The following is a 17,978-nucleotide window of genomic DNA, read 5'->3' as shown; positions in this document are numbered from 1 at the left end:
GATATCGGGCATGGGCTGATTGTGGTTTTTGAGTTGTCGTTGTGAGAGACAATAACTCTACTACATCGGCCCTCTCTCTTCATCCTCTTATTTTGGCTAAGGTATTGATATAGCCACAATATATTTAGACACCTGGGGGAGCGTAGGCTAAAAGTTCTTGCTTGGATTTATCGCCTAAAATGCTTTTCCATTCCTTATCGATATCGATCTCCTCTAAGTCTTGATGATCGCTCTCAATGGGATGATCAACAGACCCTTGCTTCAAAGACTGCTGCTCGGTTGTAGGAGAGAAATTATAGTTTTTTGACCGTGGCAGGATCTCTATCACTAGTGTAGATGCAGCGATCGCACAAACACTTAGAAACGTGAACAAAGGAGAAGACTGGTTCTGATTGGTTGAGATGTTTTTGTTAGGTTTCATGGTATTTTCCTCAAGGTTTTCTTTGACGATTGGGTTGAAAGCGTTTGAGTCAGGTTCAGGATTACCTCAGCACGAGGCGATCGCATTCGTCCTGTTGATGTGGATGCAAAGCTAAGGGTCTTAGTATCTGCTGGAGTTCTTCATCGGATGGATAGTTTGTCTGGGGTGAACTGAAATACAACAGTGCGGTTTCATAACAGGCAATAGCAACACGAGTTCGTTCGTCTGGTGTTAGATTTGCCACTAATTCAACAGTCTCCTCCACATGATCCATATCACTGCCGATACCACTGTGTACACGCAGACATCGGGTGGCATTCGTGCCAGACGGCAACAGTGCTTCTACCGCCTGGATGTACTCCTCGTCAATCGCGGTTGCGAGGCGTTCCATCGTGTAAGAATAACCTATGCAATTGAGTGGATTGGAGGTTTGCACACTATTAGTAAAGTAGTCTAATAAGACCTTGGCTGATGGAGGGACGAAGACTTCTACTACCGCCTCAGCTTTGTATCCCAGTGATTGAATATCAAGCAGGGCAAGTCGGTCGTGACCGCATTCTTCAATAGCTTTTTGCTTTGCCCACTGTGACAAGCTTTCGTGACCAGCAGCAGCAAATATCTGGGCGGTTTTCTCCATCAGTTGCGGCGTGGAGTGAGTGAGATGATATTGACCCGCTAAATGCCAAATCCAACGAGTACTGCTCAAGATAGGGGGGTGATGGCTTGACAAAACTGCTCGCTTGGCCAGCACGATAGATGTATCAAGAAGTTTTTGGGTTGTAGCTACACTGCCAGCACCGCTTCTCGGTTGGGCTAGGAAATCGCTGCTATCCTTAGAATTAGGTCGGTACAACCAAACGCGATCGCTCGTTGCCACCACTACTTTATCAGGTGCAATACGTACCCATTCAGTGTTAGTTAAAAAGTCGTTACACATAGTTCGTTTCCTCAGGTACGGTTGCTATAGAATTGGGGAAAGTCACCTGTGGCAAGAATAGAGTTGTTGCTAAATCAGCTAAAGAACTTATAAGGCCCAGTCACATCAAGCATTCCCACCTAATAGTCTTGAATAGTGAAAACGCAGATATGACAAGGTGGAGCCACTTTAGGCGTTATTGAGCAACAATTCCCAAAAATTACCAGTGAAGTAAATGGATTGAACTGTATTACAGCTTATATTGCAAGGATACAAGAGGAATGTAATAGGTATTTAGCAAAAGACTAAATGTCTATTGCATTTCTATGTCTTCCTGCATTTTGACCACCACCTTGGTTAGCAAGATATGAGTTTATGCAGAGACAATATAGAAGAATCAAAAATTTCGTATCATTGCTGATTGCTCATCTTATGCACCCTCATCCATTTAGTTGATTGACAGATGCCTGTTGAAATTAAGTTTGCTAACTTTACAAAACTTTTGCAACTCAAGATAAGAAACTTAAGATAAAGATAAGTTCTTTTTTCCCGTGAGATTCTTTTCTGCAAATTTAAGGGTGTCCTTCCAAATGTACTACCAGGTTTAAAAGGCTTGCCAAATAAGCGCTAGCACGATTTCAGTCTTCAATAGCTCATATATATAAAAACTCTGTAGACCAAAAAATTTTGCTATGACCGACTGTCAGTCGGAAACCATCGTCTCGGATGGGACGTAGCTCATCACTCTGGGTAGTGACTATTTTCCGTTGATTTTTATTCCAAAACTAGTATTACTTGATACAATCAATACCCAGGAAAATATATTCCTGACAGTTGTTTGGGTTGGTACAAAATTTCATTAAAATCTACCCTGGCCAATATTTCATGATAACGAGCGCGCAATTGGGGTCTACCACCCAATTCCCAGAAATTTGCCCATCGTTTCCGTGCAATTTTCTTAAAATAGCGATTTGCTTGAACATAGTGCAAGATGCAAATTTTAGCAAAGTTAGCAAAACCTACTATCTACATTCATATCGGCTAAAAGACCTTTACATCGGAACTTTGCCTAAGCTCCAATTAAAAAACACAAACTTTTCCACTTAAGTTTTCTATCTTAACTGGTTAAAACCTATCGTCAGATAGACAATTATACGCAAAGACCTTGAAAGAATTACTCACTCTCATGGACTCTTAACACTAACTTACCCGGCGAAACCCCCGAATGATAGACGGGGGCTTCCCCTTTAATTTTGGTGACTGCTACACGTACACTCTATGAACAAGAACGCTTTTACTTTTTGATTTATTTTGAGTAAGAAGCACACAGTTACCAAAATCTTAGTCTATTTCATACAAGTATATCATTGCTATGACTACATATCATAGCAAAGCCAAGAAAAAAGTTAAAACTTTCTAATAATTTGGTTCACCCATGTTGATGTTTCTATGACCAGCCCTTTCAATAGCATCTAAAAAAGGGGATGCGATCGCAGCATGAAAAAGTAACAAAGTCATCGGTTGAACAACTTCTTGCAGCCTTGCTTAGTCGTCATTTTGACAACTAGCGTTGTGCAAACAACCCCATCCTAATATCGATTCTGTCTAAGGTTGCACAGAAAATGGATTTGCCAAACTCTTATGACACAAGGGTTATGCTCATTCAGGATTAAGTGCAGACACATAGACAATTGATTGAAGATTGTAAAGGCTTGAAATGACGAAACAAACCAACTACTACAATGATTTGTTAGTAGATTACTCTAAGCCGGAGCTAGTTTCTAATGAATTAGCAGTAAAACTGCTCAGGGACGCAGAGACATATATTTCTCTCCGTAATGATACTTTACCTGAGATAACTATAGAATACAGCTTAGAGCAAGTAGAGCAAGAAAATAAACATTGGTGGCCATCTCACTGTGAAGCATTGCGGCAAGGACGAGGAGATATTTTAGCAAGTGAGTATACAGATGATGTCGTCTATTTTTGTGCTAAAAAACCTTTTTATGGCAGGACTACGGTAATAAATGAAGAAGTAAATTGGTGGGCAATAATTGCTCAACCAAATGTAACAATAGCTTGGCCGATTGTTATGTTCAATAACGAAGTAGTCTACTCTGAATGGAGTTGTTTTGAAGGTGAAGCAAACGAAATCATCGCTGAGGGAAATGAGACTTTACTTCGACGTGGGCATAAAGGTGGGTGTTACTTAAAATCCCAACAAATTAACTTATTTCGCAATATTTATGTTTCTGATGAGTTGTTATATTGGATCAGACGTTTACCAAATCACCTATCGGTGAAGAGTGATCAATAAATCAAAAAAATTGTGGCAGTAAGTGAATTTGTTTGTAAATATTAACTGACGAGTGATTTAAAAGGAGAATATTTAGACTCTAATCTAGTTCCCAAAAACTGACATGAAACCTAAGTCTATTTAATACAATGAATGAAGCTAAAGTGATGGATTCTAATTACTTATTAAATGGCATTGACTCTTATAACGTTAACATTGCTATTAATACGGCAATACTGACCAGTTTTGAAAAGTTCTTGCTTCAGTCCCAACCTTTGTTAAGCCATGTTTTTCGGTTTATTGAGACTAATTATCATAATTCAATTAGTCTTCGAGAGGTGGCTGAAGCAGTCAGTCGTTCTCCTGCCTACCTCACAGACCTTGTCCGGAGAGAGACTGGAAAAACCGTACTTTGTTGGATTGTTGAGCGCCGCATGGTAGAAGCACGCCGTTTACTTCTCGAAACAGACCATTCGGTAGAGCAGATTGCTGAAGCTGTAGGCTATCTGGATAGACGCCATTTCGGTCGCCAGTTTCTCCGGTTCCACAATACAACCCCTCAAACATGGCGTAAGTCACATCGGAGTAAGAACATCCCACGTTGGGAAAGAGTCCCACAAAAGGCAAACTCAAGTGAGTTCATTAACCAGGAACCCACAACTACAACTGTGACTTTTGCAGAAGCTCAACGATTGCAGACTTGTATCCAAGAGATTGCTGCGATTTTTAATAAGAATACCCTGGCTGATGAAGTGCTTATGTTGAAAAGCGAAAATGGTTCTGTTGCAAAAATAGATAATGGTTCGATACAAATTACCTTAGTATCGACTTGCGAATTGTGCTGAAATTATTTTTGAATTTGCATAGGACTAATCTAGATGTTTTTGTACATTTTGTGTGGTAAACATGACAGAAAATAACGACTTAACTACAAGCTTTGGAATACCGATTAGTGATAATCAAAATTCCTTGACAGCTGGAAGTAATGGCCCAATTTTGTTGCAAGACTTTCACCTGATTGAAAAACTCGCCCACTTCAATCGGGAGCGAATTCCGGAACGAGTCGTTCATGCTAAGGGTGCAGCCGCTCATGGCTATTTCGAAGTAACTAATAACGTTACCCAGTGGACAAAGGCAAAGTTTTTGGACAGAGTAGGCAAGCAAACGCCCGTTTTCGTGCGTTTTTCAACTGTTGCTGGGGAGAAAGGCTCCGCAGACACCGTGCGCGACCCTAGAGGGTTTGCCGTGAAATTTTACACTGAAGAAGGTAACTATGATCTTGTTGGTAACAATACGCCTATCTTCTTCGTGCGTGATCCGATAAAGTTTCCAGATTTTATCCATAGCCAAAAGCGTAATCCCCAGACTAATTGCAAAGATCCAAACATGGTTTGGGATTTCCTCTCCCTCACACCAGAATCTACCCATCAGGTGACAATTCTGTATTCAGATAGAGGTACTCCGAAATCCTATCGGCATATGAATGGCTACGGTAGCCACACTTTTAAATGGATTAATGCCCAAGGTCAAGCTGTTTGGATCAAGTATCACTTTAAAACTGAACAAGGCATTCAGAATTTTACTAGAGAAGAAGCTATTCAACTGGCAGGAGTTGATCCAGACTACACAACGCGAGAACTGTTTGAAGCGATCGCTAAGAATGAACAAGCCGCTTGGAAAGTTTATGTCCAAATTATGACGCTTGAAGATGCTAGCTCTTACGACTTTAATCCCTTTGATATTACCAAAGTGTGGTCGCGTAAAGACTATCCCCTTATTCCCATTGGCCGTTTAGTTCTTAATCGAAATCCTGATAACCACTTTGCGGAAGTAGAACAAGTTGCTTTCTCTCCTGCTAACGTTGTTCCAGGAATTGACTTTTCACCAGACAAGATGCTACAGGGGCGTTTGTTTGCCTATGCAGATGCCCATCGCTATCGTCTAGGAGGTAATTACGGGCTACTACCCATCAACTGTCCTCATGTACGAAAAGCCATGAATTATCAGAGGGATGGTGTTATGCGCTTTGATAACAACGGTAGTAGTAGCGTCAACTATGAACCTAATAGTTTTGGTGGACCAAAAGAAGTGCCACTATATAAAGAACTACCCTATAGTCTTTCAGGTGATGCAGACCGAACAGCATTAGAACACAATAATGATGATTTTATTCAGGCAGGAGACCTCTATCGGCTGATGAAAGAAGAGGAGAAAGCCCGTCTAGTGGAGAATTTGGTTGATAGCTTAAAGTCTGCAAAACGGGAATTTCAAATGCGACAAATTCCTCATTTCTATAATGCAGACGTAGAATATGGCAATCGTGTTGCTCTAGGTCTCGGTATCGATATTGAAGAATTACTCCAAAACAAGTTAATTGAACTAAAACAAAACACTAATCAGGAAGACAAAAAACAAAATGAACAGGCTGATCTGAGCGTCCGTGCTAAGTACTAGCAATAAAAGTTTTCATAACTTACACGTGAATGTTATGAAGAAACAGTAAAATCTTCGATATGTAGAGATTTTGGGATGTAAGCATTTAGGGAAATTAGTTGATTTTTCAGTTTTCTCTGATACTCTTACTCCCTCACACTTACACCCGAAAACTAGTCATTCGTTATGAGAATCTGGCAAAAAAGAATTTTGCCAGATTTAGGGTAAGGATAATAAAAAATTGGTTAATGAGACTGGATTTTTCTTAAATCTTGAATCTTTATCCTTCCTCCAACTTCTGTAATAAGTCTATGGATTTTTTTGAAAATCCATAACTCACTAAAGCTTGAGAGCAATCCTTAATCAGGAATAAAAAGTTAACTTTCAACCAGCAAATCATATGAAAAATTGTCCTTGCTGCTCCCATCCAATTCTACAACACATTAGTAATAACCAGGTGTACTGGTTCTGCCGAAGCTGCTGGCTGGAAGTACCTTTACTGAAATTAGAAAATTCCACTCAAGAAAAAGCTGAAAGCTTAGTTAATTTTATAAAATTGGAAAGAAAAGAAATAATTCAGTCACATTTAGGTATTTCTTTTCATAGTTCTTTCAACAATAACAAGCGTAGCTCAAAGAGTACAAATTTACAAAATTAAAATTGAGCATTACTACAAAAATGTTTGCTAATTAAAGTTATTTATATCTATCTCAAGTGGTTTTTTATAAATCAAATTTAGATATAAATTGTGGCTATTTCATATATTAAAACAACCGCATTCTAATCATAAATATATGTGAATTCGGTTGTTTTAATATATCGCTTTATTTCCTACGCTTTACATTTCTGGAAAAATAATCTTTAAACCCTTAACCCTACTAACATGAGTAATAATTTAGTTGATGCGGTAATTCATAACAACCTTAAAGATGCTAAAAAATTAATTGAAACTGGCGTAAATGTTAACCAAACAGACAGTAATGGAAATAGTCTCTTGCTCGTTAGTTCTGCTAACGGTCAATCCGAAATGGTAAAACTACTCCTTGACGCTGGTGCTGATATTCATGTAGTTGACTCAAATATGAAGGCCACTGCACTCCACGCCTCTGCCTATTTGAGACATCCAGAGGTCATGAAAATTCTGATTGACTATGGGATTAATATAGATGCTCAGGGCCCTTATAATGGATATACGCCCCTACACGATGCAGTTTGGCAAAACAATATTGAAGGAGTTAGGCTTCTAATAAAAGCAGGTGCGCGCTTAGACATTAAAAGTAATGACGGAGACACTCCTTTAGATATTGCCAAAAAAAGTGGGCGTAAAGAGATTGTTGCCATGCTTTCTAGCTAGGAAGCTAACACTGCTTGATTCTTGTACCAATTTTAAAAAAGAATGCGACAGATACACACTTCTAAACCTTGTGGTTTCTAGCTTTCTCCCCTGTGGGACGCTACGTTTACTACTTAAAAAAAGTTAAAAATAATAGACCTACCTTGATAATAAGGCAGGTCTATTGATTAAATGTTTAAGATATTTTATTCTTTGCTGTAGAAGAGAAAAATTTTAATCCTTGAAGTAACTGTAAGCTGAGATTTTATTTGGCGTATTTCTAGTGCGAAAAAAGCCTGATTTGACAGGCTTTTTTGCACATAGACAAACTTCAGGATACTATTGCCATTCTAACATTGAATATCATCTCTACCTGATTACTTATCATCAAAACTTTTGCCATTAGTCTTAGTTATAAGTGTTCATTCGGATTTGATATTACCTGCTATTGACTAACATCAAACTGAAGTACACGTTTACCAAGGTAAAGGAAATGGCCCGCCAAACTTTCTCATCTCTGCAAAAAAGCCCCCTTGAGAACCACCATCTGGCAATGTAGCTAAATAAACAGCTGTTTCTGCACCTTCTTCTGCTGTCAGGGGCGCATTTGCTCCTCCAATATCAGTTTTCATCCATCCAGGAGAATAGTTATTGACTAAAATATTAGTGCCTTTTAACTCCTTTGCCAATAGAGAAGCCAATCCATTTAAACCAATTTTTGATAATCGATATGAGGGAGCAAGGGGATAAAAATCATTACTGATCAAATTCAAAGATGCCATTTCAGTGGATACATTAACAATACGTCCATAATTACGCTCCTTCATTAGGGGAATTAGTGCTTGAGACACACGTAAAGGACCAATCGTATTGACTGTAAATGTCGAGAGAACAGTATCTAATTTAGCAGTAAGAAGACTGCTTTCTTCAGGTTCTCTTGCAGGGTTTACTCCTGCATTATTGACTAAGATATCTACTCGCCCATACTGTTTGCGTATTTCAGCTACAAAATCTTCGACACTTTTTTCATCAGTGACATCAAGAGGTAGATAGTCTACTTCTAGACCTTGCAAAGCCAATTTTTCGCGAGCTTCCAATCCTTTTTCTTTGTCTCGGCCAGTTATAATCACTTGAATATTGTCAAACTTTGCCAATTTTTTAGCAATCTCAAAACCAAGACCTTTGTAACTTCCTGTAATGACTGCGACACTTTTTTCTGTACTCATGATATATCCTTTGTATCCTTTTTGAGAGTGTAAATTAAAACTTACTCATCATAGTTTTATACTGGTTCAGCAGCTGGAACTACCAAGAGCCTGGGAATCAGAACGTTACCTGGCTGTTCTAAGATGAAACGAACGCAACGGGCGATGTCTGCCGATTGCAGTACACCTCCGGAATAGATGAAATCCTTTTGTTCCTCACCCCACTTCTCATATAAGCCTGTATCAACAGTACCTGGAGCAATGCTTGATACACGAATGTCGGTTCCTGCAAGTTCTACACGCAGGGAATCTGTAAAGGCCTCAATTGCAGATTTAGTACCGCAGTAAGCAGCTAATTGTGGTGCTGTTTTTAGACCAGCAATACTTGAAGTATTGATTAAAAACCCACTGCCGGATTGCTTAAAGTGTCTTAATGCTGTGTAAGCTATTCTATAAGCAGATTCCACATTGACTCGAACCATCTGGCAGATTTCTTCGATATCAACACTTTCAATCGGCCCTACAGTCATTACGCCTGCATTGTTGAAAACTACGTCAAGTTGACCAAACGTTTGGATAGCAAAATCTACCAATTTTTGGGGCAATTCAGGGTTTGTGATCTCACCAGGAAAGACTTTGGCGTTTTTTAGCTTAGAGGCTAACCGTTCAAGTTTATCTTGTGATCGCCCTGTGAGTACTAGACTCATACCTGCTGCATCTAACTCCTTGGCAACAGCCTCGCCAATCCCACCACTAGCTCCAGTGATAATAACAACTTTATTTTGTAAATCCACGCATTTCTCCTTTGAATCTGTCATTCAACATGTGACTTCAGCTGTTCTAGTGTTTTCTCCCTAATACCTGGATTAATAGTGGAAAAAGTGTGGTTAGTTAGTTGTTTCGCCGGTGTGTCAAAGTAAGATCAAGCGTAATTAGTAAAAAATAAAACTGCAATGGCCAAATTTTAGGAAGAAGTTTGCATTTTTTCGGTTGTACTGTCTGCCAAGCTAGCTTTTCAACCAGACTTAATTCAAAGCGTTGTTGCGTGAATAGGCAAAATGGTAAATTTTACCTATCGCCTATGTTCGCTCGCCACCTAGCCCAAAGATGAAGACAAAAGCCCAGTACAAAGTTAAAAATTGGAACGCTTATGATGATTCCGTTATAGCCAATAGGCTATACTTCAGTAATCTGACTTAGGGAATGCAGCGCGATCGCTAACACAGTCAGGGTGTATTAAGCAATTGATATGACTTAAGTAAAAAAGAATTGGTGAGTTATACCCTAGAATTTCTCTACTTTAGTAAAATACAAAAGACAAATGCAAGGGTTGAAGTTTGGGAGGAAGTTTGATTTCTTTTAGTTGTGCTGTTTTTTAACCTGTATAACTATGCGATCGCCCTGGTATAAAAATTGCTATCTTCAGTCATGGCTCTATAATCATGAGAACCTAAATAATCCGAACTTCCTCCAAAATTTTAACCCTTGTAGTCCTGTTTTGTGTTCTCTACACTCTGGAATGTTGTTGAGTTTTCACACTGTGTAAAAAGTTTTCTAAGGCAAAATTTAAAGTCAAAAAGAGAAGCTTTATCTTTTTGCTTTTGCCCCAAGCAGTCTTGATAACTTACTGTAAATATTTAATGGAATGATCGAGATCTATTTAATGTCAAAAAATTGACATCACTTTAGCTAATTAATTTTAGCAGACCAATTAATCAAACCCCTAATATAGACGTTATCATGCAAAATTTTTGCTCGCTCGATAGGGGGTAACTCGCTATATAATCTCAAGCGATTCTAGATAGGTACATACTATTAATCTGAGGGAATTATGGTTCATATGCGTTCTGGGCGTCGTCGATTTCTCCAAAACAGCGCTCTATTTACTGGTGGTCTTTTAACAACTTCACTACTTGATACTCGTCATAGTATGGCTCGTGACGAACCCATAGAAGCAGTTGTTATCGGTAGTGGTTATGGTGGGTCTGTTGCTGCTTTACGTTTGGCACAAGCTGGTATCAATACATTAGTAATAGAGCGTGGTCGTCGCTGGCCTATTACATCTGCTCAAAACACTTTTACTACTTTCCGTAATCCTGACGGTAGAGCTGCTTGGCTGAGTCCAACAACTTTTGATGGGGTTCCTGTAAATATATATACAGGAGTTTTAGAGTCTAACAATGAAGACGGAATTCTTGTTTTACGTGGTGCTGGCGTTGGAGGAGGATCGTTAGTTAACAACGCTGGTATGGTACAACCGAGAAATCGTGGAGTATTTAATCAGGTTTTTTCTGGTTTGTTAAAGTATGAGGATTTTACTAATATTTACTATCCTCGTGTTCGTTCAATAATTCAACCATCACCAATTCCTAATGACATTTTGTCAACTTTTTATTATGATTCAACCCGATTATTTGTTCAAGAGGCAACTCGCGCAGGATTTTCCAATTATTTGTTAGATTTGGCTGTTGATTGGGATATAGTTCGGGAAGAAATAGCTGGAAGAAAGACACCTTCTACTATTAACGGCGAAATTTGGTATGGCTGCAATAGCGGAGCTAAAAGAAGTCTAGATCATAACTACTTATCTTTGGCAGAAAAAACTGGATTAGTAGAGATTCTTCCTCTCCATGTAGTAACCTCAATTAATGAAGTTGGTGGATATGGATATAGAATTACATGTGATCAGATCAACGAATTTGGAGAAGTTATAACCACAAAATATATTACCTGCCGCTATTTATTTTTAGCAGCTGGTTCTTTGGGAACTTCTAAACTTTTAGTTAAGGCAAAAACAAAAGGCACTTTACCTAGATTAAACGATTATGTCGGTAAATTTTGGGGCACTAATGGAGACGCCATTGTTAGTCGCTCGAATTTACCAGTAGCAAACGGTAAAGGTGGATTTGCCGGCGCTATTCTTGAAGATTTCAATAACCCTAAAGGCCCAAATATTATCATGAATTATCCAGATTGGAATGGTTTGCCAGGAACACAAGAATATCTTGCTATAGGTTTACCTAAACAATATGGAAGTTTTAGATACGATGCATCCTTAGATGATGTCAGATTACACTTGCCTAGAAACACTCCAGGAGATAAAGCTTTAATGTCATCTATTGAGAGTACCTTGGGAGTCCTTGATGAAAGAAATAGTACTTCGACTCAAATCAAGTCGGAAGTTAGTTATGCAGGAACAGCCCATCCCCTTGGAGGATGTCGTTTAGGGAAAGCGTGCGACGAATACGGACGAGTACTTGGTTATCGAGGACTCTATGTAGTTGATGGTGCGCTTCTTCCTGGCACCGCAGCATGTGCAAATCCGGCGTTAACAATTGCAGCTTTAGCAGAACGTTGTGTCGAAAAAATTATTGCCGAAGATATTAATTTCGGACAATTTCATCGCCGAAAAGGTCGGTACAATAATATCCCTGGAAGAGCTAGATAGGCAGCCCAATAAAGGGAGTTGACAAAATACTATAACCTGAATTACAGCAGAATTCCGAATTATAATAGGCTCTCTGGCTAGCTTTGAGATATATAGGGTACTGTACTTTCCTGGAAATCTGCTGTATTATTGATTGCTAAAATTTTTGTGTCTACTCTTCGACAATTGTATTTGCGAATTTGCCATCAATGATTTCATTGATTATGTTTCAATACTCTTCGGTTAAGGGGAAAGGAAAAAGGACAAATATTCACCTCTTTTCCCTTAACCCTTAAGTTTTTTCCATAATCTAAAAGCAATGAAAAAGTTTTACTTGTGCCTTGCTGGAAGTATAAATATCCTTGGTTTGATTTTTCAAATCACTTCTGTACTGGCTCAAATTTCACAATCTTCTACCATTATTCCTGAGCCAGTTGCGACTGGTGAGGTTAGCTTTACTATAGATACTACTATCAGTAAAGAGAATAGCCAAACTATTGAACTACTGGAACCTACTCCAGTGAGATCTTCCCCACTAGCTCAGACTGAAAGCGTTCCTCAAAAGCAGACTGTTCCCATAGATACGTTTAATAATCCGGTTACCTCAACAAGTCAGCTTTCAGATGTGCAGCCTACTGACTGGGCTTTCCAGGCACTCCAGTCTTTGATTAAGCGGTATGGAATAGTTGCAGGCTACTCAGATGGTACTTACCAGGGCAACCGAGTTATGACCCGTTATGAGTTTGCTACGGGAATATATGCAGTACTTGAGCAAGTCAATCAGCTAACCGCATCTGGACTGGCAACGCAGATATCCGATCAAGATTTATTAATTTTGCAAAGACTCAGGAAAGAGTTTGCAACAGAATTGACAAGTTTGAGCGATCGCGTAAAAACTATAGAATCTCATACCGCACAGCTAGAAGCTAATCAGTTCTCGACTACCACTAAACTTACAGGCTTACTAGTCGCTGCTGTGGCAACAGGAGGCTTCAGTGGCGATCGCATAATTGACCCAACAGGTGCAGAAATTACCAATGAAAATCCAGATGCCACCGTCGTTTATCGAGCTTCCCTAAATTTAAACACCAGCTTTAGCGGTACAGATATGCTGCTAGTCCGTTTAGAGATGGGTAGCGCTCGCGGTAGGGATAACGCCGCAGGATTCTTAGAACCAAACTTTGGTAGTGCTGTGGACTTTTCTCTTCGTTCCGCGATCGATGAAGAAGTTCAGCTTGCTCGGTTACAATACACCTTTACGCCGTTCAATGACTTCACAGTAACCTTCGGACCAACATTATCTGTCCAAGACTATCTCGATCAGAATAGTTACGCCAACCGTGGCTATTTTGACTTCACATCTCTGGTATTTAATAATAACCTTATTGCCTTACCTTTCTTGGACTTGGGAGGTGGCGTTGTTATTAACTGGAATCCGAATTCAGGGCCATTTACAGTGCGGGCAGGGTATTTGGCTCCTCGTGCGGCTGCTCCCAACCCCAGTAGGCAGGGTTCTGCTAGTGGGTCACCTCTAATCAACTTGCTATATCCCAATGGAGATAGTAGTAATGGCTTGTTCGGATCTCCTAATCAGACTAGTGTTGAGCTAGAATATACCCCATCTAAAACTTTTGCTCTACGCCTCCTGTACAGTCACGGCAATGTATTTGATAATCAGTTTGATGCCTTCGGGGTTAACTTAGAACTGGCTCTCTTAGAACAATTGGCTGTCTTTGGTCGCTACGGCTATGCCAGCTACAATGACACGATTTTTGGTGACATTCACCCCAACTACTGGATGGCTGGTATTGCTTTCAGAGACCTATTCAAGCCAGGTGCTTTAGCTGGTATCGCCGCAGCTCAGCCATTTATTGATACTAAAGTGGGTAGCGCGACACAAACTAACGTTGAAGTATTTTATAATTTGCCACTTAGCGACAACATTCGGATCACACCTGCTATCCAGATTATAACTAATCCTGCCAACCAGGAAAGCAACGGTACGATTATCACTGGTACTTTGCGAACCAGTTTATTTTTCTAAAAAAATTAGCAGAGGGTATTTAATATTATGTTAAAGCAAAGTCAACAGTCTTTGCAAAATTTCTTAGCATCTAATATACAGGAAAAATGGAAGTTAAATGTAAATCAGATGATTTACATTTGTATGAAAAAGACCACTAAAAATAAATGTTTTTCTGTTATACCGAACTTTCATTTAATGGTTTTTAGCTTTGTAAATCTCTTGCTGCTGACCTCCTGTAGTTCTTTTAAAGAGGACAGCACATCTACCTCGTCTGAAATAACACTCCCGCCAGCATATTTCGTCTCACCAATAAAGGTTGTGCAAAGCGACAAATATACCGAAGGAGTTGTTTTAGACAATGATGGCAATCTCTACTTCTCCCAAACCCAAGCCGGGACAATTACAGTTTTAACTCCCGACGGTATCCAGCGAATCTGGGCTAAAGTCCCAGGTGCTAATGGTCATAAAATAATGCCAGACGGCACTCATATTATCGCTGCCAAAAACTCAGTGGTGCAGCTAGATGCCGATGGCAAACTCCTGAAGGTGGTGGCGAAGGAATTTGACGGCAAGCCTTTACAATATCCTAACGACATCACCATCAATCCAGAAGAAGGCGGCTTTTACTTCACAGATTCCGGTAATTCAAACCCGCAAATCCCAAACGGCGCAGTCTACTATGTAGATACTGTGGGGAAAATCAACTCAGTCGTTACCGGATTGGCTTTTGCCAATGGCATTCTTCTGACGCACGATCGCCAGAGGCTTTTTGTCGCCGAGAGTAATAGAAATCGAATTCTAGTCTACGATTTGATTTCACCAGGAAAGGTAGGGGCGCAGAAAGTGTTTGCTGAACTCCCTGTCAAACAGAGAGATCAAATCGACAATAAGCCTGATGGAATATGCCAGGATGCCGTAGGAAATCTCTACGTAGCTCATTATGGTATGGGTCAAGTGGAAGTTCTCAATCCAGAGGGCAGACTAATTCGGCGATATTCCAGCGGTAACTTAACTACTAGCAACTGTGCTTTTGCAGGCTTGAAGTACGACCAGCTATTCGTCACCGGTGGGATAAAAGCAGAAAGTGGGTTTGGGGGGATCTTCCGCTTAAATCTTGGCGAACCTGGGTTAGACATTAGCGGTTCTTCAGGAACTTTTATGGAGCATTAACAGAAAAGTGCCAGTTTAATAAACTGCGTAATCTAAAATTACTAAAGTTACGAAAGCCATAACCAAGTCTTTTAATTAACTTGAGTTTATTATTAATTCCCTCTACAGTACCACTGGTAGTTTTTCCGTCAAAATAACCAACTATTTCACCAAACCATCTCACCATTGTACCTAGAGCTTTGGGAAAATATGTACGTGCTTCATACATCCAATCTAGTAATCTTGTTATGCTATCTCCCCAAGATTTACTCGTTTCAAATATTTGACGAAATTCTTCTTTAAGTACGTGCATTTTAGCTAGATTAGGCGACGCTTTCAGGACATATTTTAATTTAATTGTCTGCTTATCACTTCATGAATATTTATTTTTTAGTAAGCTATATTTACTTTGATTTAATGCCGCTAATTTGAGTACTTTTTCTGATGAATCTTCTAACGATATAGCTGCTTTTTTTCAGCTTTCCGCATTGTATCTAATTCGTCCGTAACTTGTTTCATTATATGGAACAATTTAGCCGTGATATTAGCATTTGGCATTAATTATTCCACTAATTTTCTATAAGGCAACCAGAGATAAATACTCACTTCTTCTATTTGATTCAGTACATCAACTCCCCAACCAACTTCGTAGGTATACAGTGCTAATTTGTGCTTTATAGCGCGGGTTTATATACCATCAAAGAATGATTCATCAAAGCCGTGGACGGACTAATTTACTGAATATATACCATGATTAATTTGTACATCAAGCCAATTTCGTTTTTATTTTTTAAAAGCCAAACAATAACTACTATCTGATAAATATTAACCCTTGTAATTGTGTTTTAACTTTACTAAAATTTTTAGCAAATACTTCAAAAAGGTTACTAGCATTCCAGTTCAACATTTAGTAGATTATCGAGTTTAAGTTGATGGGTAAAGATGCTTGAGCTTAATATAAGCCTCAACTGATATGTTTGATGAAACAATCATCTTTTTACCGTACTAATGTCACCTGATTTTCACAAGAAAATTCAGAATTAACATGTTAATCACTGGGAATTTGATAATCTTCGTTAACCAAGATCTGAATCAAAGTTAAAAATTATGAGCAATCAAGCATTTGACTATATTGTGATTGGGGCTGGTGCAACAGGCTGCGTGGTTGCCAGTCGTCTGAGCGAAAACCCAGGTATCAACGTTCTTGTGCTAGAAGCAGGAGACACAGATGACAAACCTGCTTTCCGCAATTCCGACTTGCGTTCTTTTTTCACAGGTGCGTGGAACACGGATGCTGATTGGCAGTATCTCACTGAGGAAGAAAAGTATCTTGGTGGACGTAAGTTACCCATTTCACAGGGTAAGGTAGTAGGCGGTGGCAGCTCGATCAATGGTATGATCCATGTACGAGGCAGCAGACACGACTACGATTACTGGAACTACCTGGGCTGCGACGGTTGGAGCTATCGTGAAGTTTTGCCCTACTTTAAAAAATCGGAAGACTATGCTGGTGGAGCTTCAGAATATCACGGGATTGGTGGTCCAGTTCGCGTTGTTGACCATACGAACCCCACGCCCGTCTCCCAGGCATTTTTAGAAGGAGGAGTTGAACTTGGTTACAATCCCCCACCTTGGGATTTTAATGGTGCCCAGCAAGCAGGAGGTATGGGTATCTATCAATACGCCCACACGAAAGATGGCAAGCGCTGTAGTGCTGCTGTTGCATACTTATACCCAGCCTTAGAACGTCCTAACCTGACGCTCCAAATCAAGGCATATGTAACCCGCCTCCTGTTAAAAGGGACACGTGTAGTAGGTGTCGAATATCTCCAGGAAGGCATTTTGCATACTGTCACGGCAGAGCGTGAAGTCATTTTAAGTGCTGGGGCATTTGTCTCACCCAAACTACTAATGCTTGCAGGGATTGGCCCAGCTGGCCACTTGGAAGCACACGATATTCCAGTGGTAGTAGATTTACCAGGGGTTGGGCAAAACTTGCAAGATCATGTACTACTCGATATGGGCTATGAGTGTCAACAAGAACAACCTATACCACGGGTAATTACTGAAGTTGGCTTATTCACTCATAGTCGCAGTGGTATGGAAAATACTGCGCCTGATTTGCAGTTCTCGTTTAGTCCTTTTTTCTTTGGCAAAGAAGAACTTTTTATTGGCGGTACGCATTTCAATTGCTGCCCGACGCTGATACGCCCCCAGAGTACAGGCAGTGTAACACTACATTCTAACAATCCATTGCATATGGCGATCGTCAGAACCAACTATATGCAGTGTGATGCTGATATGGAAGCACTCATGAAGGGAATTGAAATCGCCCGTGAAATCATGAATACACATTACTTTGACGAGATTGGGATTAAAGAACTGTCGCCTGGACTACACGTTAAAACAAAGCAAGAGTTTTATCAAAGCATTCGTCAATTATGTAGAACCGAGTGGCATCCTTCATCTACCTGTAAAATGGGGCGTGATAGTTTGGCGGTAGTTGATCCGCAGTTGCGAGTTTACGGAGTTGAAGGACTACGAGTGGCAGACGCTTCTATCATGCCGGCGGTTGTGAGTGGTAACACCCATGCTCCATGCCTGATGATCGGTGAAAAACTGGTAGATATGATTTTAGAGTCTGATCGCATTGTAGTGAATCATTTAATTACTCAGACTGAAGAAATTCAAGCTCCTCCTGTTCGACAAGTACTTGCAGGCAAAATCTGATTGGAGATAAATTTTTGAAGTTGGCAAATGGTGAAGGCAAAG

At 39.9% G+C, this 17,978-nt stretch carries 12 protein-coding genes and 1 pseudogene; 8 read left to right on the top strand and 5 right to left on the bottom strand.

Translation table 11 applies throughout. From position 1 onward, the window contains the following. Window positions 1–124: 124 nt before the first annotated feature. A complete protein-coding gene (locus H6G18_RS09205; protein WP_190406788.1) occupies window positions 125–421 on the bottom strand; it encodes a hypothetical protein in 297 nt (98 codons plus the stop codon). Between the two features lie 61 nt (window positions 422–482). Then, window positions 483–1,358 carry a hypothetical protein gene (locus H6G18_RS09200; RefSeq protein ID WP_190406787.1) on the bottom strand — a complete coding sequence of 292 codons (876 nt, stop codon included), beginning with the start codon at window positions 1,356–1,358 and terminating at the stop codon, window positions 483–485. Between the two features lie 1,696 nt (window positions 1,359–3,054). On the opposite strand from H6G18_RS09200, the gene H6G18_RS09195 reads away from it, so the two are divergent. From H6G18_RS09195 to H6G18_RS09180, 4 genes are all read left to right on the top strand, one after another. Further along, window positions 3,055–3,654: a hypothetical protein gene (locus tag H6G18_RS09195; protein WP_190406786.1), complete on the top strand. Its 600-nt coding sequence runs from the start codon at window positions 3,055–3,057 to the stop codon at window positions 3,652–3,654. Window positions 3,655–3,890: 236 nt separating this feature from the next. Further along, window positions 3,891–4,478: a helix-turn-helix domain-containing protein gene (locus H6G18_RS09190; RefSeq protein WP_242040242.1), complete on the top strand. Its 588-nt coding sequence runs from the start codon at window positions 3,891–3,893 to the stop codon at window positions 4,476–4,478. Between the two features lie 61 nt (window positions 4,479–4,539). Next, window positions 4,540–6,087: a catalase gene (locus H6G18_RS09185; protein ID WP_190406785.1), complete on the top strand. Its 1,548-nt coding sequence runs from the start codon at window positions 4,540–4,542 to the stop codon at window positions 6,085–6,087. Window positions 6,088–6,949: 862 nt separating this feature from the next. Continuing rightward, window positions 6,950–7,420, top strand: coding sequence for an ankyrin repeat domain-containing protein (locus H6G18_RS09180; RefSeq protein ID WP_190406784.1), 471 nt, complete (start codon window positions 6,950–6,952; stop codon window positions 7,418–7,420). 455 nt (window positions 7,421–7,875) lie between these two features. Here H6G18_RS09180 and H6G18_RS09175 read toward each other — a convergent pair whose 3' ends face one another. Together H6G18_RS09175 and H6G18_RS09170 are read right to left on the bottom strand one after the other, a co-directional pair. Next, entirely contained in the window at window positions 7,876–8,625 is a 750-nt protein-coding gene (locus H6G18_RS09175; RefSeq protein ID WP_190406783.1) for an SDR family oxidoreductase, read from the bottom strand. 56 nt (window positions 8,626–8,681) lie between these two features. Next, window positions 8,682–9,398, bottom strand: coding sequence for an SDR family oxidoreductase (locus tag H6G18_RS09170; protein ID WP_313954429.1), 717 nt, complete (start codon window positions 9,396–9,398; stop codon window positions 8,682–8,684). A 1,037-nt stretch (window positions 9,399–10,435) separates the two neighbouring features. Here H6G18_RS09170 and H6G18_RS09165 point away from each other — a divergent pair. The 3 genes from H6G18_RS09165 to H6G18_RS09155 all read left to right on the top strand — a co-directional run bounded on the left by H6G18_RS09165 (window position 10,436) and on the right by H6G18_RS09155 (window position 15,227). Continuing rightward, a complete protein-coding gene (locus tag H6G18_RS09165; RefSeq protein ID WP_190406781.1) occupies window positions 10,436–12,052 on the top strand; it encodes a GMC oxidoreductase in 1,617 nt (538 codons plus the stop codon). Between the two features lie 298 nt (window positions 12,053–12,350). Further along, window positions 12,351–14,075 carry an iron uptake porin gene (locus H6G18_RS09160; protein ID WP_190406780.1) on the top strand — a complete coding sequence of 575 codons (1,725 nt, stop codon included), beginning with the start codon at window positions 12,351–12,353 and terminating at the stop codon, window positions 14,073–14,075. A 300-nt stretch (window positions 14,076–14,375) separates the two neighbouring features. Beyond that, window positions 14,376–15,227 (top strand): SMP-30/gluconolactonase/LRE family protein, encoded by an 852-nt coding sequence (locus H6G18_RS09155; protein ID WP_313954428.1) that lies wholly within the window; start codon window positions 14,376–14,378, stop codon window positions 15,225–15,227. On the opposite strand, the pseudogene H6G18_RS09150 reads toward H6G18_RS09155, so the two are convergent. Then, a pseudogene (locus tag H6G18_RS09150) lies at window positions 15,214–15,842 on the bottom strand (ISL3 family transposase); the annotation flags it as partial. The gene H6G18_RS09155 and the pseudogene H6G18_RS09150 sit on opposite strands and share 14 nt — an antisense overlap. 471 nt (window positions 15,843–16,313) lie before the next feature. On the opposite strand from H6G18_RS09150, the gene H6G18_RS09145 reads away from it, so the two are divergent. Next, window positions 16,314–17,936 (top strand): GMC family oxidoreductase, encoded by a 1,623-nt coding sequence (locus H6G18_RS09145; protein WP_199311612.1) that lies wholly within the window; start codon window positions 16,314–16,316, stop codon window positions 17,934–17,936. The last annotated feature ends 42 nt before the right edge of the window (window positions 17,937–17,978 follow it).

It is taken from the genome of Anabaena subtropica FACHB-260 (assembly GCF_014697105.1).
Lineage (GTDB): Bacteria > Cyanobacteriota > Cyanobacteriia > Cyanobacteriales > Nostocaceae > Trichormus > Trichormus subtropicus.
This window is presented reverse-complemented; position numbering and strand designations above follow the sequence as displayed.